This is a genomic window from Bradyrhizobium sp. dw_78 (genome assembly GCF_018449525.1).
In the GTDB taxonomy this organism is placed as follows: Bacteria; Pseudomonadota; Alphaproteobacteria; order Rhizobiales; family Xanthobacteraceae; genus Bradyrhizobium.
On sequence record NZ_JAAVUS010000008.1, the window covers coordinates 111,399 to 134,701 of the forward strand.

At 63.2% G+C, this 23,303-nt stretch carries 19 protein-coding genes; 11 read left to right on the forward strand and 8 right to left on the reverse strand.

Translation table 11 applies throughout. The annotated features are described in order from the left end of the window. Nucleotides 1–155 precede the first annotated feature (155 nt). The 5 genes from HB630_RS20455 (at nt 156) to glpD (ending at nt 7,972) form a co-directional block, all read left to right on the forward strand. Nucleotides 156–2,423, forward strand: coding sequence for an acyl-CoA dehydrogenase (locus tag HB630_RS20455; protein ID WP_213774097.1), 2,268 nt, complete (start codon nt 156–158; stop codon nt 2,421–2,423). Beyond that, nucleotides 2,423–3,706, forward strand: a complete 1,284-nt coding sequence (locus tag HB630_RS20460) for an acetyl-CoA C-acetyltransferase (protein ID WP_213774098.1) — start codon at nt 2,423–2,425, stop codon at nt 3,704–3,706. The genes HB630_RS20455 and HB630_RS20460 overlap by 1 nt, the downstream gene beginning before the upstream one ends. A gap of 8 nt (nt 3,707–3,714) precedes the next feature. Then, nucleotides 3,715–5,817: a 3-hydroxyacyl-CoA dehydrogenase NAD-binding domain-containing protein gene (locus tag HB630_RS20465; protein ID WP_213774099.1), complete on the forward strand. Its 2,103-nt coding sequence runs from the start codon at nt 3,715–3,717 to the stop codon at nt 5,815–5,817. Between the two features lie 122 nt (nt 5,818–5,939). Next, nucleotides 5,940–6,359 (forward strand): acyl-CoA thioesterase, encoded by a 420-nt coding sequence (locus tag HB630_RS20470; protein WP_213774100.1) that lies wholly within the window; start codon nt 5,940–5,942, stop codon nt 6,357–6,359. Between the two features lie 56 nt (nt 6,360–6,415). Continuing rightward, the gene (gene glpD / locus HB630_RS20475; RefSeq protein ID WP_213774101.1) at nt 6,416–7,972 is read left to right on the forward strand and encodes a glycerol-3-phosphate dehydrogenase; all 1,557 of its coding nucleotides are present in this window, start codon (nt 6,416–6,418) and stop codon (nt 7,970–7,972) included. A 53-nt stretch (nt 7,973–8,025) separates the two neighbouring features. Here glpD and HB630_RS20480 read toward each other — a convergent pair whose 3' ends face one another. The 5 genes from HB630_RS20480 to HB630_RS20500 all read right to left on the reverse strand — a co-directional run bounded on the left by HB630_RS20480 (nt 8,026) and on the right by HB630_RS20500 (nt 13,367). Further along, a complete protein-coding gene (locus HB630_RS20480; RefSeq protein WP_213774102.1) occupies nt 8,026–9,126 on the reverse strand; it encodes an alkene reductase in 1,101 nt (366 codons plus the stop codon). Between the two features lie 421 nt (nt 9,127–9,547). Continuing rightward, on the reverse strand, nt 9,548–10,051 hold the full coding sequence (locus tag HB630_RS20485) for a DUF1993 domain-containing protein (protein ID WP_213774103.1): 504 nt from the start codon (nt 10,049–10,051) through the stop codon (nt 9,548–9,550). 198 nt (nt 10,052–10,249) lie between these two features. After that, nucleotides 10,250–11,563, reverse strand: coding sequence for a lytic murein transglycosylase (locus HB630_RS20490; RefSeq protein ID WP_213774104.1), 1,314 nt, complete (start codon nt 11,561–11,563; stop codon nt 10,250–10,252). 222 nt (nt 11,564–11,785) lie between these two features. Beyond that, nucleotides 11,786–12,460, reverse strand: a complete 675-nt coding sequence (locus tag HB630_RS20495) for a hypothetical protein (RefSeq protein WP_213774105.1) — start codon at nt 12,458–12,460, stop codon at nt 11,786–11,788. Between the two features lie 154 nt (nt 12,461–12,614). Beyond that, nucleotides 12,615–13,367, reverse strand: coding sequence for a class I SAM-dependent methyltransferase (locus HB630_RS20500; protein WP_213774106.1), 753 nt, complete (start codon nt 13,365–13,367; stop codon nt 12,615–12,617). Nucleotides 13,368–13,743: 376 nt separating this feature from the next. Here HB630_RS20500 and yghU point away from each other — a divergent pair, with 376 nt between their 5' ends. After that, a complete protein-coding gene (gene yghU / locus HB630_RS20505; RefSeq protein ID WP_213774107.1) occupies nt 13,744–14,619 on the forward strand; it encodes a glutathione-dependent disulfide-bond oxidoreductase in 876 nt (291 codons plus the stop codon). 202 nt (nt 14,620–14,821) lie between these two features. Here the strand turns inward: yghU and HB630_RS20510 are convergent, their stop codons facing one another. Together HB630_RS20510 and HB630_RS20515 are read right to left on the reverse strand one after the other, a co-directional pair. Then, nucleotides 14,822–15,631 carry a hypothetical protein gene (locus HB630_RS20510; protein ID WP_213774108.1) on the reverse strand — a complete coding sequence of 270 codons (810 nt, stop codon included), beginning with the start codon at nt 15,629–15,631 and terminating at the stop codon, nt 14,822–14,824. Nucleotides 15,632–16,448: 817 nt separating this feature from the next. Beyond that, nucleotides 16,449–17,894, reverse strand: a complete 1,446-nt coding sequence (locus HB630_RS20515; RefSeq protein WP_213774109.1) for an XRE family transcriptional regulator — start codon at nt 17,892–17,894, stop codon at nt 16,449–16,451. Between the two features lie 175 nt (nt 17,895–18,069). Between HB630_RS20515 and aceA the strand changes: the two genes are divergently transcribed. The 3 genes from aceA (at nt 18,070) to HB630_RS20530 (ending at nt 20,365) form a co-directional block, all read left to right on the forward strand. After that, the gene (aceA, locus tag HB630_RS20520; protein WP_213774110.1) at nt 18,070–19,380 is read left to right on the forward strand and encodes an isocitrate lyase; all 1,311 of its coding nucleotides are present in this window, start codon (nt 18,070–18,072) and stop codon (nt 19,378–19,380) included. Nucleotides 19,381–19,392: 12 nt separating this feature from the next. Further along, nucleotides 19,393–19,602, forward strand: coding sequence for a hypothetical protein (locus tag HB630_RS20525; protein ID WP_213774111.1), 210 nt, complete (start codon nt 19,393–19,395; stop codon nt 19,600–19,602). Nucleotides 19,603–19,804: 202 nt separating this feature from the next. Continuing rightward, entirely contained in the window at nt 19,805–20,365 is a 561-nt protein-coding gene (locus HB630_RS20530) for a hypothetical protein (protein WP_213774112.1), read from the forward strand. 98 nt (nt 20,366–20,463) lie between these two features. On the opposite strand, the gene HB630_RS20535 is transcribed toward HB630_RS20530, so the two are convergent. Further along, on the reverse strand, nt 20,464–21,351 hold the full coding sequence (locus HB630_RS20535) for a metallophosphoesterase (protein WP_213774113.1): 888 nt from the start codon (nt 21,349–21,351) through the stop codon (nt 20,464–20,466). 178 nt (nt 21,352–21,529) lie between these two features. Here HB630_RS20535 and HB630_RS20540 point away from each other — a divergent pair, with 178 nt between their 5' ends. Both HB630_RS20540 and HB630_RS20545 read left to right on the forward strand, forming a co-directional pair. Further along, nucleotides 21,530–22,021: an NUDIX domain-containing protein gene (locus HB630_RS20540; protein WP_213774114.1), complete on the forward strand. Its 492-nt coding sequence runs from the start codon at nt 21,530–21,532 to the stop codon at nt 22,019–22,021. A 45-nt stretch (nt 22,022–22,066) separates the two neighbouring features. Then, complete coding sequence (locus tag HB630_RS20545) at nt 22,067–23,275, forward strand: hypothetical protein (protein WP_249780949.1); 1,209 nt, start codon at nt 22,067–22,069, stop codon at nt 23,273–23,275. Nucleotides 23,276–23,303 lie beyond the last annotated feature (28 nt).

The window sequence follows — 23,303 nt, forward strand, 5'->3', positions numbered from 1 at the left end:
TGCGCCTGATTTAATTTCGCTTAACTTTCGATGCCAAACTTTCAATGCCAAGCATCACCCATGTTGCATACTTTCCGTTAGAATAGGTGGCTTAAGGGATAGGCCTGCCAGCGCGCCGTGCGGCTGGCCTTCAGGATCTCGCCGAGGATGCCACCATGAGCTTTCGCCGCGACTTCATCACCAGGCCGATCTTTGCTTTCGCGCGCGGCGTGCTGCCGGCGATGTCGGATACCGAACGCGAGGCGCTGGAGGCCGGCGATGTCTGGTGGGACGCCGATCTCTTCACCGGCAATCCCGACTGGTCCAAGCTGCTTGCCACGGCGCCGGCGGTGCTGACGGACGAAGAGCAGGCCTTCCTCAACGGCCCGGTCGATGAACTCTGCGCCATGCTCGACGACTGGAAGATCACCTGGGAATGGCGCGACCTGCCGCCGGAAGCCTGGGATTTCATCAAGCGGCACAAATTCTTCGGCATGATCATCCCGAAGGAGTTCGGCGGGCTCGGCTTCTCGCCCTATGCGCATTCGGAAGTGGTGCGGAAGATTTCGACGCGCTCGATCACCGCGGCCGTCACCGTGATGGTGCCGAATTCGCTCGGCCCCGGCGAATTGCTGATGCGCTTCGGCACCAGGGGCCAGCAGCAGCATTGGCTGCCGCGTCTGGCCGACGGCCACGATATTCCCTGCTTCGGCCTGACCAGCCCGGAAGCCGGTTCGGACGCGGCCTCGATGGTCGACACCGGAATCATCTGCAAGGGCAATTTTGAAGGCAACGAAGTGCTTGGGCTTCGTCTCAACTGGCACAAGCGCTACATCACGCTCGGGCCGGTCGCGACGCTGCTCGGCCTCGCCTTCAAGGCCTACGATCCGGATCATCTGGTCGGCCCGCAGCAAGACCTCGGCATCACGGTGGCGCTGATTCCGACCCATCTGCCCGGCGTCAGGATCGGCCATCGCCATCTGCCGGCGATGCAGGTGTTCCAGAACGGCCCCAACTGGGGCCAGGATGTCTTTATCCCGCTCGACTATATCATCGGCGGCAAGGAGCGCCTGGGGCAAGGCTGGAAGATGCTGATGACGGCGCTCGCCGCCGGGCGCGGCATCTCGCTGCCGTCACTGTCGGCCGCGGGTGCGGCCTATGCGGCGCGCACGACCGGCGCCTATGCGCGGATCCGCGAGCAGTTCAACATCCCGATCGGCAAGTTCGAAGGCATCGAAGAGCCGCTCGCCCGCATCGCCGGCACCGCCTATCTGCTCGACGCGGCGCGACGGTTGACCTGCGCGGCGCTCAACCAGGGGCGTCATCCCGCCGTTATCTCCGGCATCATGAAGCTGCACGCGACCGAGCGGATGCGGATCGCGATCGACGACGCGATGGACATTCATGGCGGCAAGGCGGTGATCGACGGGCCGCAGAACTACATGGGCAGCCTCTATCGCGCGGTGCCGGTCGGCATCACGGTCGAAGGCGCCAATATCCTGACCCGCAACCTGATCGTATTCGGGCAGGGCGCGGTTCGCGCGCATCCTTATCTGCTGCAAGAGATGAATGCGCTCGGCGAGCCGGACAAGGCGAAAGGCCTGGACGCCTTCGACAAGGCGTTCTGGAAACATGTCGGCCACAGCATCACCACGCTGTTCCGGGCGTGGGGCCGGAGCTGGAGCGGCGGAAGGTTGATCACCGTGCCCGACGTCGGCGCGGCGACGAAATTCTATCGCCAGCTTTCACGCTATTCCTCGGCGTTCGCGCTGTGTGCCGACATGGCGCTGCTGACGCTCGGCGGCGCGCTGAAGCGCAAGGAGATGCTGTCGGCGCGCTACGGCGACATCCTCTCCGAACTGTATTTGCTGTCGGCGGCGCTGAAGCGCTGGCAGGACGAAGGGCGTCAGGCGGCGGATTTCGCCGCGCTCGAATGGTGCATGGAAACCGGCTTCAAAACCATCGAGATCCGCCTGGCGGAAATCCTGGCGAACCTGCCGAACCGGTTTGTCGCTGTCATGCTGAAATTCCTGGTCCAGCCGTTCGGTGCGCGCGTGCTCGGCCCGTCGGACCGCGTGATCCATCAATGCGCCCAGCTCGTGCTGGAGCCGTCGGCGGCGCGCGATCGCCTGACGTCCGGCCTGTCGCATGTCGATGACGACCGCGGCGTCGCGCGGCTGGAAAAGGCGTTTGTTCTGGTCACTGGCGCCGAGGATGTCGCAAAGAAGATGCGCGCGGCCCGTCTGCATGATTGGCGGGAGGCGGTGAAGAAGGGCGTCATCACCCAAGGCGAGGGCGAGAAGCTGGCGGCCGCGCATGAAGCGGTCGCCAAGGTGATCGAGGTCGACGACTTCGCGCCGGAGACGATCTCGCCGATTTACAGGAAGGCCGCCGACGTGCATCAATTCTTCATGGAACTTGGCGAGCAAAGGGCGGCAAGCTGATGGCGCGGCCGGTTTTCATCATCGACGGCAGCCGGACGCCGTTCCTGAAGGCGCGCTCCGGGCCCGGCCCGTTCACGCCGGTCGATCTCGCCGTGCAATGCGGCCGGCCGCTGCTGGCCCGGCAGCCCTTCGCGCCGACCGATTTCGATCAGGTGATCCTCGGCTGCGTCAATGTGATTGCGGACGAGATGAACCCGGCCCGTGTCGCGGCGCTGCGGCTCGGCATGGGCGAAGCCATGGTGGCGTTTACGGTGCAGATCAATTGCGGCTCTGGCATGCAGTCGATCGACACCGCCTATCGCTATATCCGCGAAGGAAATTCGGATCTGATCCTGGCCGGCGGCGCGGAAGCGCTGAGCTACGCGCCGCTGGTATGGCCGCAGCAGGGCGTGCGCTGGTTCGCGGGGCTTGTCGGCGCAAAGGGTATCGGCGCCAGGATCGCCGCGCTCCTGAAAACCCGCCCCAGCTATTTCAAGCCGATCATCGGCCTCGAACGCGGCCTGACCGATCCGATCACCGAATTGAACATGGGCCAGACCGCCGAAGTGGTCGGGCATCTGTTCGGCATCACCCGCGCGCAGGCGGACGCCTATGCCGCCGAAAGCCACAAGCGGCTCGCCAACGCGCAATCGCAAGGCTGGCTGAAAGGCGAGGTCGAAACCGCGTTCTCGCGCGACGGCAAGTTTTTCGACCATGACGACGGCGTGCGTCCCGATTCCACGCCGGAGACATTGGCAAAACTGAAGCCGGTGTTCGAGCGGCCGTGGGGGCAGGTCACCGCCGGCAATTCGTCGCAGATCACCGATGGCGCGTCCTGGGTGATCCTCGCCTCCGAAGACGCGGTGGCCAAACATGGTCTGACGCCCAAGGCCGCGATCGTCGACAGCCAGTGGTCGGCGCTCGATCCCGGCATCATGGGCCTCGGGCCGGTGCTGTCGGCGACCGAACTCCTGAAGCGCAATCAGTTGACGTTGCAGGAAATCGAGACCTGGGAATTGAACGAGGCCTTTGCCACCCAGGTGCTGGGATGCCTCGCCGCCTGGAGCGATGAAAAATTCTGCCGCGAGATTCTCGATCTCGACGGCGCCGCCGGGGAGATCGACCGCGCCAGGCTCAATGTCGATGGCGGCGCCATCAGTCTCGGCCATCCCGTCGGCTGCAGCGGCAACCGCATCGTGCTGCATCTCGTCAACGCGATGAAGCGGCTCGGCACCAAGCGCGGCATCGCCACCGAATGTATCGGCGGCGGGCTGGGCGGTGCGATGTTGATCGAAATGGTATAGGGCACGTCATGGATTCGAAGGTCATGGATGTCCTCGGCGATCGCGTGCTCGAACTCGGTCCGAAAGCGGCCGAGAAGCCCGGCGAGAGCGGTCCCTATCGCCATTTCAGGCTCTCGCAGGACAGCGACGGCATCGCCTGGCTGTTGTTCGACCGCGCCGGCGCCAGCGCCAACACGCTGTCGGCCGATGTCATCGAGGAGCTGGACCTGGTGCTGGCGGCGCTGGAAAGCCAGCGGCCGTCGGGGGTCGTCATCCGCTCCGCCAAGACATCCGGCTTCATCGCCGGCGCCGACGTCAATGAATTCCGCGGCGCCGGCGATGCCGGCGCCGTCGAGACCGCGATCGGCCGCGCGCATGTGGTGATCGACCGGCTCGAAGCTCTGAGGATTCCGACGGTCGCGGTGATCCACGGCTTCTGCCTCGGCGGCGGCCTCGAAGTCGCGCTGGCCTGCCGGTCGCGTATCGCCATCGACGGCGCGCGCTTTGGCTTTCCGGAAGTGATGCTCGGACTGCATCCCGGCCTCGGCGGCACCGCGCGCTTCACGCGGCTGGTCAACCCGGTGCAGGCGATGACGCTGATGCTGACGGGGAAGACCGTCGATGCGCGCCGCGCCAAATCGCTCGGGCTGGTCGATGTGGTGACGCAGGAGCGCCATGTCCGTAATGCGGTCAAGGACGCGGTGTTCGGCCGCCTGAAACGCGCCAAGCCGGGCGTGTTGAACATGATCCTCAATGCGAGTCCGGCGAGAGGCTTTCTCGGTTCGCGGATGCGTCGGGAGGCCGAAAAGGCCGCGCCGCACGCGCACTATCCGGCGCCTTTCGCGCTGATCGATCTCTGGGAAAAGCACGGCGGCGGCAAGGCCGCGATGCTGGCGGCGGAGAAAACTTCGTTCGCCAATCTGGTGGTGACGCCGACGGCGCAGAACCTGATCCGGGTGTTCTTCCTGCGCGAGCAGATGAAGAAGCTGGCGGGCGGCGGCAACAAGATCGGTCATGTCCACGTCATCGGCGCCGGCGCGATGGGCGGCGATATCGCAGCCTGGTGCGCTAACGAAGGTCTGCGGGTCACGCTGGCCGACATGAAGCCGGAGCCGATCGCCGGCGCGATCAAGCGCGCGGCGGACCTGTTCGGCAAGATCATCCGCAAGCGGACCGGCGTGCGCGACGCGCTCGACCGGCTGGTGCCGGATATGGAAGGCGAGGGCGTCCGCAACGCCGACCTCATCATCGAGGCGGTGCCGGAAAAACTGGAATTGAAGCAGAAGGTCTATGCCGGGCTCGAGCCGAAGATGAAGCCGGGCGCGATCCTCGCCACCAACACGTCCAGCATCCCGCTACAGGATTTGCGCAGCGGCCTCGAGAGGCCGGAGCGGCTGGTCGGGTTGCACTTCTTCAACCCGGTGTCGCGGCTGCAACTGGTCGAGGTCGTCAGCCATGACGGCAGCGATCAGGAGATATTGAAACAGGCGCTGGCCTTTGTCGGCGCCATCGATCGGCTGCCGCTGCCGGTCAAGAGCTCGCCCGGCTTTCTCGTCAACCGCGCGCTGACGCCTTACATGCTGGAGGCGATGGTGATGCTGGACGAGAAGATCGACAAGCTCACGATCGACGCGGCGGCGAAGAAATTCGGCATGCCGATGGGACCGATCGAATTGGCCGACCAGGTCGGGCTCGATATTTGCCTCGACGTCGGCGACATGCTGCGCTCGAAATTCGGCGATGCGCTGCCGCCGACGCCGGCCTGGCTGCGCGACAAGGTCGCCAAGGGCGAGCTTGGCCGCAAGACCGGCAAGGGTTTTTATGTCTGGAAAGGCGGCAGGGCCGACAAGGGCCCGGCGCCGGAGGCGCAGCCGACGCCGGAAATGACCGATCGTCTGATCCTGCCGATGTCGAATGTCTGCGTCGCGGCCTTGCGCGAAGGCATCGTCGACCATGCCGACACGGTCGATGGCGCGATGATCTTCGGCACCGGCTATGCGCCGTTCCGCGGCGGCCCGCTGAACTATGCGCGCAGCCGCGGCGTCGAGGACGTGGTGTCGGCGCTGCGCGCGCTGGCGCAAAAATTCGGCGACCGGTTCACGCCCGATGCCGGCTGGGATAGTTTCAAATAGCATGATCCGGAAAAGTGGAAACCGGTTTTCCGGATAGATCATGCTCAAATAAAAATGAGATTATGATCCGATCGGATCGTAATCTTGCTCTATTTGAAACCACGATTCGACAGGTACCTGACATGACCGACACCCAAGCTGTTGAGGCGGCGCTGGATAACGAGCCGCCCGGCGATCTCTGCATCCGCACGCTGGCGATGCCGGCCGACACCAACGCCAACGGCGATATTTTCGGCGGCTGGCTGTTGAGTCAGATGGACGTCGGGGGCGGCGTGTTCGCGTCCAAGGTCGCGAAATCCAGGACCGTGACGGTCGCGATCGAGGCGATGAATTTTCGCAAGCCGGTGTTTGTCGGCGACCTCGTCTCCGTACACGCCAATCTGGTGCGGATCGGCCGGACCTCGATCACGGTGCATCTCGAGGCCTGGGTCCTGCGCCGCAGGGAGGTGCAGTCGATCCTGGTGACCGACGGCAACTTCACCTATGTCTCGATCGACGACGATGGCCGTCCGCAAATCATCAAGCAGGATGGCGCATCATAGGAGCTGCTTCGCACGAGGTGCGCCTCGATTGAAGCGGCGAACGCCGGGGAAGCGTGTTGGACCGGATTTTCGACCTCGCGATCATCGGCGGCGGCGTCAACGGCTGCGGCATCGCGCGCGATGCGGCGGGACGTGGTCATTCGGTCTTCCTCTGCGAGATGAACGATCTGGCGAGCGGGACGTCGTCCTGGTCGACCAAGCTCGTGCATGGCGGCCTGCGCTATCTCGAATATTACGAGTTTCGGCTGGTCCGCGAGGCGCTGATCGAGCGCGAAATCCTCTGGCGGATCGCCCCGCACATCATCCGGCCGCTTCGCTTCGTGCTGCCGCATCATGCCGGCCTGCGCCCGGCCTGGCTGTTGCGGCTCGGCCTGTTCCTCTACGACCATATCGGCGGCCGGCACCTGCTGCCGCCGACGCGCTCGGTCGATCTGGCGCGCGACGAGGTCGGACGTCCCCTGATCCCCGGCCGCTATAGCAAGGGGTTCGAATATTCCGACTGTTTCGTCGATGACGCGCGCCTCGTCGTTCTCACCGCGCGCGACGCGGCCGACCGCGGCGCCGAGATCCGCACCCGCTCGCGCGCGGTCGAGACCCGCCAGACCGACGGCATCTGGCGCGTCACCGTGCAGAATGATTTGACCGGCGAGCGCAGCGACATCGCGGCGCGCGCGCTGGTCAATGCCGGCGGGCCCTGGGTCGAAGAGGTGCTGGCGCTGGGATCGGGCGTCAACGCCCGCGCAAAGGTTCGGCTGGTGCAGGGCTCGCACATCGTCGTCGCCAAACTCTATGACCACGACCGCGCCTATATGTTGCAGAACAGCGATGGCCGCATCGTCTTCGTCATTCCCTATCAGGACGACTTCACGCTGATCGGCACCACCGATCGCGATTACCACGGCGATCCCGCCAAGGTGAGCGCCACGGCGGAAGAGATCCAGTATCTGTGCGATTCCGTCAGCGAATATCTGGCCAACCCCGTCAAGCCCGCCGACGTGGTCTGGAGCTATGCCGGCGTTCGTCCGCTGTATGACGACGGCGCCAGCGAAGCCAAGGCCGCCACGCGCGAATATGTGTTCGAGCTCGATATGCCCGGCGGCGCACCGCTGTTGTCGATCTATGGCGGCAAGATCACGACCCACCGCCGTCTCGCCGAAGAGGCGCTGGAAAAGCTCGCGCCCTATCTCAAGGGCGCATCCGATCTCAGCACGGGCGCGCGCGAAGGCTGGACCGCGAAGGCGCCGCTGCCCGGCGGCGACATGGATGTCACGGCGCTGCCGGCGCTGACCGCCGAGCTCATGCGCGACTATCCGTTCCTGACGCTGGCCCATGCCAGCCGGCTGGCGCATGCCTATGGCACGCGTGCAGGCAAGCTGCTTGGCAGCGCGAAATCCTTGGGCGATCTCGGCCGATCTTTCGGCGCGACGTTGAGCGCGGCCGAAGTCAGATATCTGATGGCGGTCGAATGGGCCTTCACCGCCGAGGACGTGGTGTGGCGGCGCTCCAAGCTCGGGCTGCGGTTGTCGGCCGACGAGATCGCCGCGCTCGATCAATGGATGGCAACAAATCAGTCTGTACGTGGAAAGGCCGGACTCATGCCCGGCCTTTCCTGATTTTCTTCATCATCGCCGGCTTTCGCGGTCGCGACGATCTTTCGTGCGGCGTCTTACTCCGCCGGGTCCAGCGCGGCGTCGAGGGTCGGATAGTCGGTATAGCCCTTGGCGCCGCCGCCGTAGAAGGTCGCCTTGTCCGGCTCGTTGAGCGGCGCGCCCTTCTTCAGGCGCTCGACCAGGTCGGGATTGGCGATGTAGGGTTTGCCGAACGCGATCAGGTCGGCCTCGTTGGCGGCGAGCACCTTGGTCGCCAGTGCGAAGTCGTAGCCGTTATTGGCGACATAGGTGCCCTTGAAGCGCTTGCGCAAGGAGCCATAGTCGAACGGCGCGATGTCGCGCGGGCCGCCGGTCGCACCCTCGATGACGTGGATGTAGACCAGCTTCAGCGCGTTGAGGTGATCGACGATATAGTCGAACAGCGGCTGCGGGTTGCTGTCGGAAATATCGTTCGCGGGCGTCACCGGCGAGATGCGGATGCCGGTCTTTTCCGCGCCGATTTCGGCCGCCACCGCCTTGGACACTTCGAGCATCAATTTCGCGCGGTTCTCGATCGAGCCGCCATAGGAATCGGTGCGCTTGTTGGTGCCGTCCCTGGCGAACTGGTCGAGCAGGTAGCCATTGGCGCCGTGGACCTCGACGCCGTCGAAGCCGGCCTCGATCGCGTTCGCCGCGCCGCGCTTGTAGCTGTCGATGATGCCGGGAATTTCCGATAATTCGAGTGCGCGCGGTACGGAGACATCGGCAAAGGCGCCGCCGACATAGGTCTTGCCCTTGGCGGGGATCGCGGAAGGCGCGACCGGCGCGCCGCCGTTCGGCTGCAGCGAGGTATGCGAGATGCGGCCGACATGCCAGAGCTGGATGAAGATCCGTCCGCCGCGCTCATGCACGCGGTCGGTGACCTTGCGCCAGCCCGCGACCTGCTCCTTGGAATAGATGCCGGGGGTGTCCTGATAGCCCTGGCCCTGCTGCGAGATCTGGCTGGCCTCGCTGATCAGAAGACCGGCGGAGGCGCGCTGCCCGTAATATTCGATCGCGAGCGGACTGGGCACCAGACCCGCGACCGCGCGGTTGCGGGTCAAGGGCGCCATGACGATCCGGTTGGGAAGGGTGAGGGAGCCAAGCTTGTAGCTGTCGAACAGTTTGGTCGTGCTCATGTTGTTTTTCCGGGAAAAATGACGGATGAGGAGAAAGTGGGCATTGCAGCAAACTATCGCAATGCCACAAGCCATCCAAGTTAGCGCAGGCTAGGCGCGCCCGATGCCGATCATTTGACCGGCATCAATGCGGAAGGATTTATTCGAATTCGGGGGCAACGCAGAATGGATTACCGCCGGCAGGCGGCATCTATAGCGTTTTCGAGCGAAGTGGCCTCCGGTTCGCGTGAAGAAAACGCGTTAAAATAGAATAATGGAGCCTCGGTTCTGATTCCATCAGAACCGAAAAGGCTCTGGCCGAAGCGTAGCGTGCGGGGCGGTCGAGGCAGGCGGATGACCACCCGTCATTCCGGGGCGACACCAAGTGTCGAGCCCGGAATCTCGAGATTTTGGGTTTGTGCCTGGCCTGCCCCGGAGACCGTCAGCTCACCCCGAGAAAATCGCGCTTGCCGATTTCCACACCGTTATGGCGCAGGATGCCGTGCGCGGTCGCGGCGTGGAAATAGAAGTTTGGGAAGGAAAAGCTGGTGAGGAATTGCTGCCCCTTGAGGGTGAGGTTTTTGTCGGGCCCCGTGGGAAAGGTGACATCGCGGCTGTCGGCGCCGTCGAACTGCGCAGGCTTGAACGTCTTCACGTAATCGATGGTTTTAGCCAGCCGCTGCCGCAATTCCGCAAAGCTCTTTTCGGTGTCGGGCGTGGTGGGGACGTCGCTATGCGTCAGCCGCGCGCAGCCCTTGGCGGCGAAATCGCAGGCGAGCTGGATCTGCTTGCTCAACGGCAGCATGTCCGGATAAAGCCGCGCGCCGAGCAGCACCTCCGGCTGGATATTCTTTGCCTCGCAATGCGCTTCGGCCCTAGCGAGGAGGCCCGAGAGGCTGCCGAGGATTTGCAGATAGGCCGGAACGGCGGCGTCGTAGAAGGACATGTGGTGCTCTTTCATGTTGGGAAGTTTCGTTGTTGGAATTCCAAACCCTCGCCCGGATCGCTGACGCGATCCGACCTCTCCCCACCCAACTCGGGTCTATCCGAGTTGGGCATCTTAGATCTGTCGAAGCCGGATAGATCCGGCTTCGATGGGAGAGGTGAAGGTTAAGATCGAATTTATCGTGATCGGATGTGGCCTTTAACGTGCAGCCTCCGAATCCGGCGAGAGCGTCTGCGCGCGCGGGCCGCCGCGCATTTTCGCCAATAATTCCGCGGTCGGCCAGGAATCCGCGGGCAGTCCGTATTTGATCTGCATCGCCTTGATCGCACTGCGGCTCTGCTGGCCGAGCACGCCGTCGACCTTGCCGACATCGAAGCCGGCGCGCACCAGCATCTGTTGCAATTCGTGGATTTCGTTGAACGGCAGTTGCGCGACCGGGCCCGCGGGACGGCGCATCGGTGGCGCGCCCGCGATGCGGCTCGCCAGATAGCCGGCGGTGGTCGAATAGATCAGCGAATTATTCCACTGCGTATAGGCTGCGAAATTGGCATAGGCGAGAAACGCCGGCCCGTTGCGGCCCATCGGCAGCAACACCGAAGCCGGCATGGTGTCATTCGGCAGCGCGCGGCCGTCCGGATAGGTCACGCCCAGCTGCGATAATTTCGAGCGCGGCAACTGGATGGTGAGATCGGCCTGCTGCCACGGGAAATCTTGCGGCACATGAATCTCTTCCAGCCACGGCTCGCCGCGCCGCCATTTCAAGCCGGTGGCGATATAGTTCGCGGTCGAGCCGATCACGTCGGGGCCGCTGCGCAGCAGATTGCGCCGGCCATCGCCGTCGTAATCGACGGCATAGTTGAAATAATGCGCCGGCAAAAATTGCGTCTGTCCGAGTTCGCCGGCCCAGGAACCGATCATCTCGGCGGGCGAAAGATCGCCGCGGTCGATGATCTTCAACGCGGCGATGGTCTCGCCCTGGAACATCTCCGAGCGGCGACAGTCATAGGCCAGCGACACCAGCGAGCGCAGTGTCGGCAGATTGCCCATATTGGCGCCGAAATCGCTTTCCAGCCCCCAGAACGCGGCGATCACCGCCGGCGGCACGCCATATTCCTTTTCGGCGCGCGCGAACGCGGCCGCGTAGGTCCTGATCCGCTGTTGCCCCTGCTGCATCCGGTAAGGGGCCGCCATGCGGCCGGCGAATTCGGTAAAGATCTGTCCGAACACGCGCTGGCCGCGGTCGCGATTGACGATGCCCTGATCGTAGACCAGGTAGGGCGAGGCTTCCGCGATCGCGCGCTGCGACACGCCGGCCGCGGCTGCCTGCTGTTTCAATCCGGCCAGGAAGCGTTCGAAATTTTCGCCGTTGTGGCAGGATGCGGCGCGCGGCGCGGCGGCAGCCGGACGGGCTGGCGCCGGGAAGGCGGATTGCGCCGATGCCGGGGATGACAGGGCCAGCAATGCCGCAATCGTTGCGATGACGGTTCGAATGGCGGATGAAGGGATGGGCATTGGTTTCACCGGCTGGCGCATAAATATCCGGGCACGGAATATCTGAAAGCCGCTGCAAAGGAAACGTCCTTGCAGCGGATCGGAACGCGGTTCTGATCCCATCAACGGAACGTGGGCGGATCAGCGCAGCGTCATCGGCCGTTCAACGCCGATAATAGAGGCGGATTGCGCTTTCGACCCGTTCCAAGGATTGCAGGCCCAACCGGTCCGAAAACCGAACAGTTAGCGCTGCCCTGCCTCGACATTCTCGATCTCCTGGCGGAAGGCATCGGCCTCGTCTTCATCGGCCACGCATTTCCCGACCAGCAGCCTGTTGACGAGGTCGATATAGGTCGTGCGATAGCCGGCGCTGCCGCGGTCGAATTCATGCTTTGCATTCGCTTCCTGCGCTTGCTTCCGCAGCCGTCCACACCTCAGCGCCGCCGCCCACGGGCTGTCGTCGTCGTCGACGATGACGAAATCCTGCGGAAACCGGCGCAGGTAATAGACGGTGAAATGATCGCCGACGCCCGGATAAACCACGCTGTTCTTCGGCGGGTAGATGTTGAAGTCGTCGTCCTCGAAGCTCGTTTCGATCACCTTGTCGTCCGTCGTCTTGAGCAGCACGTGATAGCCGACGACGTCGTGATTGTTGTAGATCGTGCTGGTGTCGTAACTGCCGGTGATGGTAGCGGTGCCCTTCTCGCCGAACGCATGCACGGTGCCGACCGCGATATCCGTTCCAAAGAATAAGTTCAGGAACGCGAAAACAAGGACGATCGAATAATATTTTAGATGGCGCGCCCCGGCTTTCCAGACCGACAGAGCGATCAATATGGGCAAGACAGAGAATGTCGCGAACAGGACCAGAAACGTGGAGGTCGCGATGAAATAGATAACATGCCAAAGAATATCCATTCGAAACGCCCGCCTCGCACGCCGCGCCCTGCATGGGCATTGATAAAGGGGCGATCGCGTTGGAAATTTGACCGCCTTGCCACTATCCGCGGGCTGTCATGCAGAATTCACAGAGATGAAGATGCCGCGGCGCTTCCAGAGCGGAATCGGGGCGTCAGCAGACGACCTTCGCCGTCGACACCACGATTTCGGCGAGCTTGCCCTCACGGCTGAACGGCATCAGCCGCGCCTCGACGTCGTGCAGCATCGCGTCCACCTTGTCTCCGAGGATTTCGGGCGACGACGTCGAGAACGTCAGGACGCGTCGCGCCAGATCGCTGACGCTGAGCTCGTGGCTGGTCTCGACATTGATCTCGTCGATGAGTTGAAACCGGGTACCCTCGAGCACGGCCGCAAGCGCCTCACGGGATCGCTCGCTGCCGGAAGGCCCCGGCGACCAGAAGCGCCGCGCTTCGTTATATTCGTCGAGCCACGGATTGCGTCCGTCCGCGGCGGAACGCGAGGCGCAGACGACGATCACGCCTTCGGGTTTGACCAGCCGCTCGAGCAGCGCGGCGATCGCATCGCGATCCATCCAGTGCAGGGCGCGGCCGATAGTGACGACATCGAAGCTGCCGATGTCGGCCGGCAGCGCTTCGGCCCTGCCTTCGATCAGGGTGAAATCCTGCTTGGCGTGCGCGGCCGCCTGCCGCGCGGCGGCAATCATCGCGGCTTCCGGATCGACACCGACGATGCGGCCGACATAGCGGGAAAAGCCGAGCGCGATCAGCCCGGGCCCGGTCCCGAGATCGATCAGCGCATGCTCCTTGGTGAATCCCAGCCCCTCGGCCACGGTGCGGAAGAATTCGGGCGGATAAGGCGGCCGGAATTCCTCATACAGCGGAACCGTCGTCGCGAAGCGTCCCATCGTGGCGGTAAATCCTTATGGTTCATCTGAACGGCTTGCAGCGAGGTGGAACGGCAAACCGCGCCACGGATGAAGCCGCGCAGCAGCCAACTCGCGCGACATGTGCGCCGGAACCCGGGCCTGCCTCAACCCAGATCCGCTTCAACCCAGATTAGCTTCAACCTATGGCGCGCTCGAAATCGTGACCAGCTTGGGCGGATCACGTTTCACCCCATGCCGATCACAGGATAGTGCAGCCACCCTGTTATCTATATTACAGTCCGTGGGGCGGAGGCGTAATCCGCCGATAGTCTCTATCCCGCCGCCGCGCCAATTTGCCATTCGCTGGCATTTGCTGCTCATTGGCGTCCTGTCAGATTTGCTGGAGCTTGAACGAATGACCGACGATACCGCCTACACGCCGCCCAAGGTCTGGACCTGGAACAAGGAAAACGGCGGCAAATTCGCCAGCGTCAACCGGCCGATCGCGGGCCCGACGCATGACAAGGAGCTGCCAGTCGGCCGCCATCCGCTGCAGCTTTATTCGCTGGCGACGCCGAACGGCCAGAAGGTCACGATCATGCTGGAGGAATTGCTGGCGGCCGGCCATAGCGGCGCGGAATATGACGCCTGGCTGATCAAGATCGATGGCGAGCAATTCGGTTCCGGCTTCGTCGCGGTCAATCCCAACTCCAAGATCCCGGCGATGATGGACCGCAGCGGGCCGAAGCCGATCCGGGTATTCGAATCCGGTTCGATCCTGTTGCACCTCGCCGAGAAGTTCGGCGCCTTCCTGCCGGCCGACGCCGCGGGCCGCGCCGAATGCCTGTCGTGGCTGTTCTGGCAGATGGGCAGCGCGCCCTATCTCGGCGGCGGCTTCGGTCACTTCTATGCCTATGCGCCGTTCAAGATCGAATACGCCATCGACCGCTTCGCGATGGAGACCAAGCGCCAGCTCGACGTGCTCGACCGGCGGCTGGCCGACAACAAATATCTCGCGGGCGACATGCTGACGATCGCCGACATCGCGGTGTTTCCCTGGTATGGCGGCCTGGCGCAGGGCCTGCTCTACGGCGGGGGCGAATTCTTGAGCGTGCAGGACTATAAGCACCTGCAACGCTGGACCGCTGATATCGCCAGCCGTCCCGCCGTGCAGCGCGGCCGCATGGTCAACCGCGCCTGGGGCGATCCCGCGGGGCAGTTGCACGAACGCCACGACGCCAGCGATTTCGAAACCAAGACACAGGACAAGATCGAGGCCGCGAAGGCGTAATAGGCGCCACCGATGATGATTATCGGTGGGGTGGATTAGCGTCAGCGTAATCCGCCGTCGTTTAGCTGCAGTGGATGGCGGGTTACGCTTTACCAACCCACCAATTTTAACTGTCATCATTCCGGATCGCCGCTTCGCGTCGTCCGGAATGATGGTCGTGTTTAATGGTTGCTACCCGCTAAATAAATCCTGCTGCCGGTCATCAATCGGCGGAAGCGATCGGCGTGACCGTCGGCGGGCCGGGATCGAATCCGAACAGCTCGACCAGATATTTGTAATAGTCGGGCATCTTTTCCTTCAGGTTGTCGCGGGTCTTGGGATCATGCACGGAGTCCTGGCCCGCCAGGAAGATGCTGGCGGTCACGGCAAAGAACTCCTTGGGATTCGTCAGCGCGTAGGTGTCCTTTGGAAACAGATCCTTTGACTTTGCATAGGCGTAGAAGCCCTTGATGCCGAGGTTGTCGAAGCCGTTCGGCATCAGCCTGGCGTGATAGGCGTGCAGGAATTCGTGCAGCACGATCGGTTCCGCCGCGTAGCGCGTCATGTTCGGGCTCAGCATGATGACGCCGGTTCCGGCATCGGCGGCCAGTTGGACCATGTCCGGATTGGTCCATCGCTGCTTGTCATGATCCCAGATGGTGAGCGCGCGCGATCCGCGGTGATAGCCGTCGGGCACCAGGGCGCCGTAACATGCTGCGCCGGCGCCGATTTCCATACAGGCCGTCTCGCTGGCGATGAGCGGTACGGAATGAAAGAACTTCAGCACCCGCGGGCTGAAGCCCGCACTTTCGACCATGTCGAGCTGGTGCTTGAGATTGTCCCTGAGCGCGTCGAGATCCTTGCGTCCCGCATATTCCGACAGGTCGAAGGCATAACCGCGGTACGTCTCGAAACCGGCCGGCGCCGTGGCGCTGTCGGAAGGTTCGAGCTGGAGCACGCGCGGTCCCGCATAGGCGGCATTGCCGCCGAGCGCCAAAGCGATGATCGCTGAAAAGGCCAACGCAACGCGCATGATGATTTCCCTGCTGTCCGGTCATCAGCCGCGAAAGACCGGCCGTGGTTTCCTAAGAATGGCGAGCGCTGGCACGCTATGTCACCCGCCGTTGCGGCGCGATTAATCTTCCGCCGTCAAGAATATCCCGGCCGTTATGCAGGAATTAACCTAACGAGCGGCGGTGATGCGGCGAGCGCTTGCGGTACATGCGCGATGCGCTGAGTCGCCTGTCCAGCCCCGTCTCGTGAAATTTTTCACTTCCCCGCTTGGTAGAAACACCTCTATGTCGCGCCCCATCCCGCACCCGCAAGAGGGGCGTATCGCGATCGTCACGGACGTTGGGCGCGGGAAGCGGTGGACGCGGCAGCGGCGAGAGACGAACGCCGGTGAACGCGGACGGCGAAGCCGTGTGGTCCTGACGCCCCGACGCTGGCGTCAAGTTGGCGATGATGCCTGCGCATCACGCTGGCGACGGTGACAATAAAGCCCGGTCACCGGGGAGAGCGCGGAGTAAGCCGTTAAAACCATTGCGCAGGGAAGGCCGGGTTGTCCCGGTGTACCTGTGGTGACGAACTCGTGTGCTTATCTATTTTGCACGCGAGGCTGCGGGTGCAACGGGCACCCGGCCTTCCCCGCGCCCTCATTTGAGGGTTGCGCTGCGCCCTCTGCCTTTCGAGTGGCGAAAGATCATGCACAAGCCGGGTGCTGTCCGCGCCGCGGGATCGCGGATTCATATCTGCTGTTTGACAACCTGGATCAGCAATATGCGGGGTGTCGCTATCGGCGTCATGCGGGGACGGGGAGCGGTATTGGCTCGACCCGTAAATTCAACCCCTCACAACTCCCGCGCATTGCTGAACGCAAACGACGATACGCGGCGGGTGTTCTCGTCCAAAATCAGGGTGCGCGTGATCGGCGGCTCGGCGCGCTGGCTGCAATTCTCGCGTTCGCAGAGCCGGCAATTGACGCCGATCGGCGTGCCCTCGGCCTTCGCGAGGTCCATGCCGGCCGCATAGACCAGCTTGGCGGCGTGGCGGATCTCGCAGCCGAGCCCGATCGCAAAGCGCGGTTGCGGATGCGGGTGTGGCGCCACGGGACGCCGCACCATCTGTGCGATCGAAAAATAACGCGCGCCGTCGGGCAGTTCGATCACCTGCTTGAGCAGCCGGTCCGGCGTGTCGAAGGTCGAATGCACGTTCCACAGCGGACAGGTGCCGCCGAATTTCGAGAACGGGAAGGTGCCGGAGGAGAACCGCTTCGAGACGTTGCCGGCATTGTCGACGCGGAGCAGGAAGAACGGGATGCCGCGTGCATTCGGCCGTTGCAGCGTGGTCAAGCGGTGGCAGACCTGCTCGAAGCCGGCGTTGAAACGTTGCGCCAGCACGTGGATATCGTAGTTCAGCGCTTCGGCGGCCGTGAGAAAAGCCTGGTAGGGCATCATCACGCCAGCGGCGAAATAATTCGCCAGCGTGATGCGGTAGAGCCGTCGGGCCGGGTCGTCCAGCGGCCCCGCGCGGCTGACGATCGCATCGAGGGCACCGCTGCATTCGGCAAGGCCGATCTGAAAGGAGATCTGGAAGGTGCGGCCGGGGCCGTCCACCAGTTCCGAGACCAGCAGTTGCCGGCGGTGGCGATCGAACCGCCGCAGTGTCTCGCGCATCACGTCCACCGGCATGATGCGGGTCAGAACCGAATGTTTTTCGCGCAGCCGTGCGGTGAGCGCGGCGAACAGGCCTTCGGCCGGCACGTTCAATTCGTCGCGCAGGTTTTCCGCCGCCTGTTCGAGCTCGGGGAAATAATTGCGGTTGGCCTCGATCAAATCGCGCACGCGCTCGATCGGATTGGCCTCGAAGCGGGCGCCTTCGTTGCGGTCGGCCATCTGTGCCGCCACCAGCGTCTCGCCGCGGCGCGCTTCGGCGTAAGCGGCATAAAGCCGTTGCAGCGCGTGGGTGACGCCGGGGCAGAGCTCGGCGAGATCGCGCAACTCCTGCTTCGGCAGATCGATCTGGCGGAACAGCGGGTCGGAGAAGATCTCGTTCAGTTCGGCGAAGAAGCGGTCCTCGTCGGCGGTGGCGAGGTCGCGCAGGTCGAGGTCGTAGGCCTCCGCCAGCCGCAACAGGATCTGCGCCGTCACCGGGCGCTGGTTGCGTTCGATCAGGTTGACGTAGCTCGGCGAGATGCCGAGGCCCTCTGCGATCTGGGTCTGCGACAGGCCCAATTGCTGGCGGATGCGCCGGAAGCGCGGGCCGACGAACAGCTTTTTTCCGGAATCGGCGGGCATGGCAGGCTTGCTGACCTATTTGTTACAAAATTTACAAAACGACATATATTACAGGATTTGATGTTACAGGATATCACCATTCAAAAACAAGATATCTATACGGATTTGGAAGTTTCGCGTTTAGCTCCAGACACACATTTCGCACGAATGTCAAAACTGTGGACTGGAGAAAATGATGACCAAGACCTTTGAGCAGCTGGTTCCCAACACCCCGAAAGGCCGTTTCGACGGCATCAGCCGTCCCTACAGCGCGGCCGAGGTGGAACGGCTGCGCGGCTCGGTGGAGATCAAATACACGCTGGCCGAGCGCGGCGCGAACCGGCTGTGGCGGGCCTTGAAGACCGAGCCCTATGTCCATTCGCTCGGCGCCGTCACCGGCAACCAGGCGATGCAGCAGGCGCGCGCGGGATTGCCCGCGATCTATCTGTCGGGCTGGCAGGTCGCCGCCGACGCCAATACGGCCGGCGCCATGTATCCCGACCAGAGCCTTTATCCGGCCAATGCCGGCCCGGAACTGTGCCGCCGCATCAACCGCACCTTTCAGCGCGCTGATCAGATCGAGCACTCCGAAGGCGGCGCCAGGATCGACTGGTTCCTGCCGGTTGTGGCCGACGCGGAAGCAGGCTTTGGCGGTCCCCTGAATGCGTTCGAGATCATGAAGGCCTATATCGAGGCGGGCGCGGCCGGCGTTCACTTCGAGGACCAACTCGCTTCTGAAAAGAAGTGCGGCCATATGGGCGGCAAGGTGCTGATCCCGACCGCCGCGCATGAGCGCAATTTGATCGCGGCGCGGCTGGCCGCCGACGTTTGCGGCGTGCCGAGCTTCGTGCTGGCGCGCACCGATGCCGAGAGCGCCAAGCTGATCACCTCCGATGTCGATGAGCGCGACCACGAGTTCATCACCGGCGAGCGCACGGCGGAAGGTTTTTACCGGCTCAAGCCCGGCACCGGGCTGGCGCATTGCATCAAGCGCGGCATCGCGTTCGCGAAATATGCCGATTTGCTGTGGTGGGAGACCTCGACGCCAAACCTCGACGAAGCCAGGCAGTTCGCGGAAGCGGTGCGGAAAGTCTATCCGAACAAGATGCTGGCCTATAATTGCTCGCCCTCGTTCAACTGGGAAGCCAATATTGACAAGGCGACGATCGCCAAATTCCAGCGCGAGATCGGGGCGATGGGTTACAAATTCCAGTTCGTGACGCTGGCGGGCTTCCACTCGCTCAACCACGGCATGTTCGAACTGGCGCGCGGCTACAAGACCGAAGGCATGGCGGCTTACTCGCGCCTGCAGCAGGCGGAGTTCGCGTCGGAAAAATTCGGCTATTCGGCGACGCGCCATCAGCGCGAGGTTGGCACCGGCTATTTCGATCTGGTCTCGACCACGATCACCGGCGGCGCCTCGTCGACCACGGCGCTACACGACTCCACCGAGGCCGCGCAGTTCAAGGCGAGAGGTTCGGATATCCAGGTTCAGGCGGCTGAATAGAAGGAGGCTCTCATGATGAACGGCAGTAATTTCTGGGTGATCGGCGGCGAGTTCGGCTCGATGAACTTCCACAAGCTGGTGGAGGGCTCGGCTCAGGTCAAAGGCCCGTTCAAGACCCGCAAGGAAGCGGAGGATTGCTGGCGCGAGGTCTCGGAACAGACCCGCCACAAGGCCGGCGTGCGCTTCTCGATCGTGGAAGAACCGTCGCGGGTCCCGGCCTGAAAGGGTTAGAAGAAACGACCAGGGACGACTGCGGCTTCAGCCGGTTTCCGGTTGAGGCCGTTGGCGTTTGTTCTCGCGACCCGCCGACGGACGGGGCGGCAAAAGAAGCAAGTGCTTGGAAGTAAACGGTCTTTGCGAACGGATTTGGTTACTGGTAGGTTAATCGCTTCCGTAAGCTATTAAGATAAAGGCCGTTTCAAGGATGTCAGACGCGCAGAGCACCGGGAGCAACGCCGCCAGTGAGGTACGCCCAATCCGGCTGCGCGATGCGCTCCGGCAGGCGCGGATCGAGGCCGCCGACCGCACCGGGGTCGTCGTCGATCTGCGCGACGCCGAAGTGGCGCGGCTCGAGATCCTCAACGAGGCGCTCGATCCGTTGTTCGCGCAGGTACCGGAGCAGGTCGATCTGTTCGATCGCGGCATCAGCCAGGGCGAGACGCCGCGGCTGTGGATCGACGTGGTCGCGCATGTCGTGATGGGGCGCGACAAGCGGATCTATCGCTTTGTGCAGGACACGCGCTTCGGCCGGATTGTGCTTGCGGAATCCCGCGATGTCGCGGCCGTCGTCAAGGCGGTGACCGATTATGTCGCCCGCCGCATGGTCGAGCGCGAGCACGCGCTGGTGGCGACGCCAATTGCGGAGCCTGCGATGGTGCCCGAGAAGCCGCGCCGCCGCGGATTCTGGATGTTCGTGCTCGGGGTGGTGGTCGGCGCGCTCGCGCTGTTCGGCTTCGCCCTGTTCGCGAGCCTGCGGGATTTTTGACACGTCATTCCGGGGCGATGCGAAGCATCGAGCCGGGAACCTCGAGATTCCGGGTCTGGCCCTTCGGACCATCCCGGAATGACTGGGAGAGTTGCATTCTAGATCAACCGCGTCTGACTTAATTGCCGCACACACCGTTTGTCATCCAATCCGCGCACGGTCTGCTCGCATCGCCACGCATCTCCGTCGCGCATGATCGAAAACAGATTATACGCAGCAGCAGGATAGTGCCCATGCGCGAGCGCGGAGGCCGAGGGCACGCCGACCGCGGGGATCGCGCCGTTCGGGCCGTCGATCCAGATCGTCGAATGGACGTGGTCGTGCCCGTGCAGGACCAGCTCCACGCCATGCCGTTGCAGCAGCGCGAGCAGGTCAGCCGCATCGGTCAGCCGCTTGGCGGGCGCGTCCGAACGCAGCGGATGATGGATCAGCAGCACGCGAAAAAACGACTCGGCGGCGAGACGGCTCAACAGCCGGTCCAGCGCATTGAGCTGGGTGCGGCCGAGCCATCCTGTCGCCATCAGCGGCGGCGTCGGCACCGCGGACGAGACGCCGACCAGCGCCAGCGGGCCACGCCGGCGCAGGAACGGAAATGCGCCGCCGTCCGGCGCATCGTCGCTGGCGAAATAGCTTCCCCAGGCTTCGGCGATGCGATGCTGCGTGGCGCGGACATAGGCATCGTGATTGCCGGGTACGATGGTGACGCGGTCGGGAGGGCCGACGCTTTCGAGCCATGCGCGCGCCGGTTCGAATTCCGCATCCAGCGCAAGGTTGACGAAATCGCCGGTTACCGCAATGTGGTCGGGGGTCTGCGCATGCAGATCCGACACCAGCGCGTCGAGCACGTCACGGCGCTGGTATTTGTGGCGGTTGCGCGTCCAGTTGAGATAGCCGAAGGCGCGCTTGCCCATGAGATCGCGCAGCCGCACAGCGGGCAACGGCGGAAGATGCGGGTCCGACAGGTGGGCGAGGGTGAAGGCTGCCATCACAAATGTCCGATTGGGCCGTCCGTGCGACAACACACAAGCACGATCATCTCGTGATATCCTGTGAAACCCGCCCCTCTATTGGCAAGCCGGGCGCCGGGACGCAAGGATCAAACAGGCAGAGACCAAACAGGCAGGGATCAAGCATGATGTTTTGCGATCGGGATGCTCGGCGGCGATGACCCTGCAGAACCTGCGAAGGCGATCTGAACCGGCGTTGCGGCGGCTGTTTCATCTCTATTGGCGTTTCGCCCGCGGCATGACGCTGGGGGTCCGTGCCGTCGTGCTCGACGGTCAGGGCAAGGTGTTTCTGATCAAGCACAGCTATGTTTCCGGCTGGCATCTGCCGGGCGGCGGCGTCGAAGTCGGCGAAACGTTCATCGATGCGTTACGGCGCGAATTGATGGAAGAAGGACGGATCGAGGTGATGGGAGAGCCGGTGCTTCATGGCGTGTTCCTCAACAGCCATGTGTCGCGGCGAGACCATGTTGCGATCTATGTGGTCAGGCAATTTGGGCAGGATCGCCCGCCCGAGCCCAACCGCGAAATCATCGACAGCGGCTTCTTCGATGCCGCCGCGCTTCCGCCGGAGGCCACCAAGGGAACGCGGCTGCGGATCGCCGAGGTGCTCGAAGGCAAGCCGCCCATTCCAACCTGGCGCGATTCCTGACTTGCCCGCCGCGTGCTGTTGCCGCAAGACAGGGACCACGATTGAATGCTGCAAATTCCCGAGAACAGGCTGATGAGTCTTGAGTGCCGGACGTCGCGATATTTGAAGCTGGCCGGCGGCGTCATATGTTTTCTGATCCTGCTCAGCAATGTCTGGACCATCGCGCATTGGAATGAAAGCAGGGGCGTCTATGACGACGTCTGCTATCTCCGGCAGGCGCATCTTTTCCAAAAGTTCGGCCTCGGCGGGCTCAATACGGATATTGCGCGGGACGACGACCACTATCTGTCCTCTAGTCTGAAGCAGATCGGATTTGCCGCCTGGAACGATCCGGCGGAGGCTCCCTGTCACAGCCTGATGCCGGCGACGCATAAAAGGGTGCTGCAATATCCGCCGGGCACGGGTTTCCTGCTGGCGCTGTTTCCTTCCGGATTCCAGATGATCCCGCTTTATGTTCTGGCCAACGCCATCGTCTTTGGCTTTGTGTTGCTGGCTCTTTCCTACGCGCGTGCGCGCGATGCCATCCTTCTCACGGCGGCCTTCGGAGGGCTTGCGATGTATCTGATGGTCAATCCCACCAGGGCGAGCTATTCGATGGCGCCGACCATGGTTTGCTGCGCCGTTGCAGGTTTCTTGACGGCGAGGCTTTTTACGTCGAGGCTTTTCTCGGCCGGGCAGGCCGGCCGGCGCATTCTGTTGTCGGCGCTGGTGGGGTTTGTGATTGGCCTCTCGGTCGATTTCAGATTGCCAAATCTGTTTCTCGCGTCCGGATATGGCCTGTTTTTTCTGGGGTCGTTTCTGTCGTCCCGCAAAATCGAAACCATATGGCAAGCCGTCTGGTTTGGCGTTGCGTGTCTTGCGGGAATGGCGCCGACGCTGCTTGCGAACGCGATCAATGCCGGGAGCCCCTTCGCAACGACCTATGCGGGTGTCGATTTGGCGCCGCCGACCTTTAGCCTCCACATCATCGGGCAATATGTCAGGGATATGCAGTTTGTCCTGCTCGTGCTGGCCACCGCGTCGATCGCATCGATCCTGTATCGTCGTGGCGAAACCGGTCTTAGACGCGTGGCTCTGGTGGGAGCCGGGAATCTTGCCATCAATCTCGCCTTCTTCCTGAGCCATCCCATCTTCGAGCCCTATTACACCGTGCCCGTCACCATGCTTTCGCTATGGAGCCTGCTGTTCGCCGCGCTGCCGCAGCCCGCAGCAGCGGTGGACGGGCGTGTTCTCGGTCAGGCGGCAAACGCTTGATTGCGGCAGGCACGTTTTTCACTGTCCG

Excerpts from the sequence above, each read along its gene's own strand:
- HB630_RS20455 (WP_213774097.1), top strand. The coding sequence starts at position 156 with ATGAGCTTTCGCCGCGACTTCATCACCAGGCCGATCTTTGCTTTCGCG.
- HB630_RS20460 (WP_213774098.1), top strand. The coding sequence starts at position 2,423 with ATGGCGCGGCCGGTTTTCATCATCGACGGCAGCCGGACGCCGTTCCTG.
- HB630_RS20465 (WP_213774099.1), top strand. The coding sequence starts at position 3,715 with ATGGATTCGAAGGTCATGGATGTCCTCGGCGATCGCGTGCTCGAACTC.
- HB630_RS20470 (WP_213774100.1), top strand. The coding sequence starts at position 5,940 with ATGACCGACACCCAAGCTGTTGAGGCGGCGCTGGATAACGAGCCGCCC.
- HB630_RS20480 (WP_213774102.1), bottom strand. The coding sequence starts at position 9,126 with ATGAGCACGACCAAACTGTTCGACAGCTACAAGCTTGGCTCCCTCACC.
- HB630_RS20485 (WP_213774103.1), bottom strand. The coding sequence starts at position 10,051 with ATGTCCTTCTACGACGCCGCCGTTCCGGCCTATCTGCAAATCCTCGGC.
- HB630_RS20490 (WP_213774104.1), bottom strand. The coding sequence starts at position 11,563 with ATGCCCATCCCTTCATCCGCCATTCGAACCGTCATCGCAACGATTGCG.
- HB630_RS20495 (WP_213774105.1), bottom strand. The coding sequence starts at position 12,460 with ATGGATATTCTTTGGCATGTTATCTATTTCATCGCGACCTCCACGTTT.
- HB630_RS20500 (WP_213774106.1), bottom strand. The coding sequence starts at position 13,367 with ATGGGACGCTTCGCGACGACGGTTCCGCTGTATGAGGAATTCCGGCCG.
- yghU (WP_213774107.1), top strand. The coding sequence starts at position 13,744 with ATGACCGACGATACCGCCTACACGCCGCCCAAGGTCTGGACCTGGAAC.
- HB630_RS20510 (WP_213774108.1), bottom strand. The coding sequence starts at position 15,631 with ATGCGCGTTGCGTTGGCCTTTTCAGCGATCATCGCTTTGGCGCTCGGC.
- HB630_RS20515 (WP_213774109.1), bottom strand. The coding sequence starts at position 17,894 with ATGCCCGCCGATTCCGGAAAAAAGCTGTTCGTCGGCCCGCGCTTCCGG.
- aceA (WP_213774110.1), top strand. The coding sequence starts at position 18,070 with ATGACCAAGACCTTTGAGCAGCTGGTTCCCAACACCCCGAAAGGCCGT.
- HB630_RS20525 (WP_213774111.1), top strand. The coding sequence starts at position 19,393 with ATGATGAACGGCAGTAATTTCTGGGTGATCGGCGGCGAGTTCGGCTCG.
- HB630_RS20530 (WP_213774112.1), top strand. The coding sequence starts at position 19,805 with ATGTCAGACGCGCAGAGCACCGGGAGCAACGCCGCCAGTGAGGTACGC.
- HB630_RS20535 (WP_213774113.1), bottom strand. The coding sequence starts at position 21,351 with ATGGCAGCCTTCACCCTCGCCCACCTGTCGGACCCGCATCTTCCGCCG.
- HB630_RS20540 (WP_213774114.1), top strand. The coding sequence starts at position 21,530 with ATGACCCTGCAGAACCTGCGAAGGCGATCTGAACCGGCGTTGCGGCGG.
- HB630_RS20545 (WP_249780949.1), top strand. The coding sequence starts at position 22,067 with ATGCTGCAAATTCCCGAGAACAGGCTGATGAGTCTTGAGTGCCGGACG.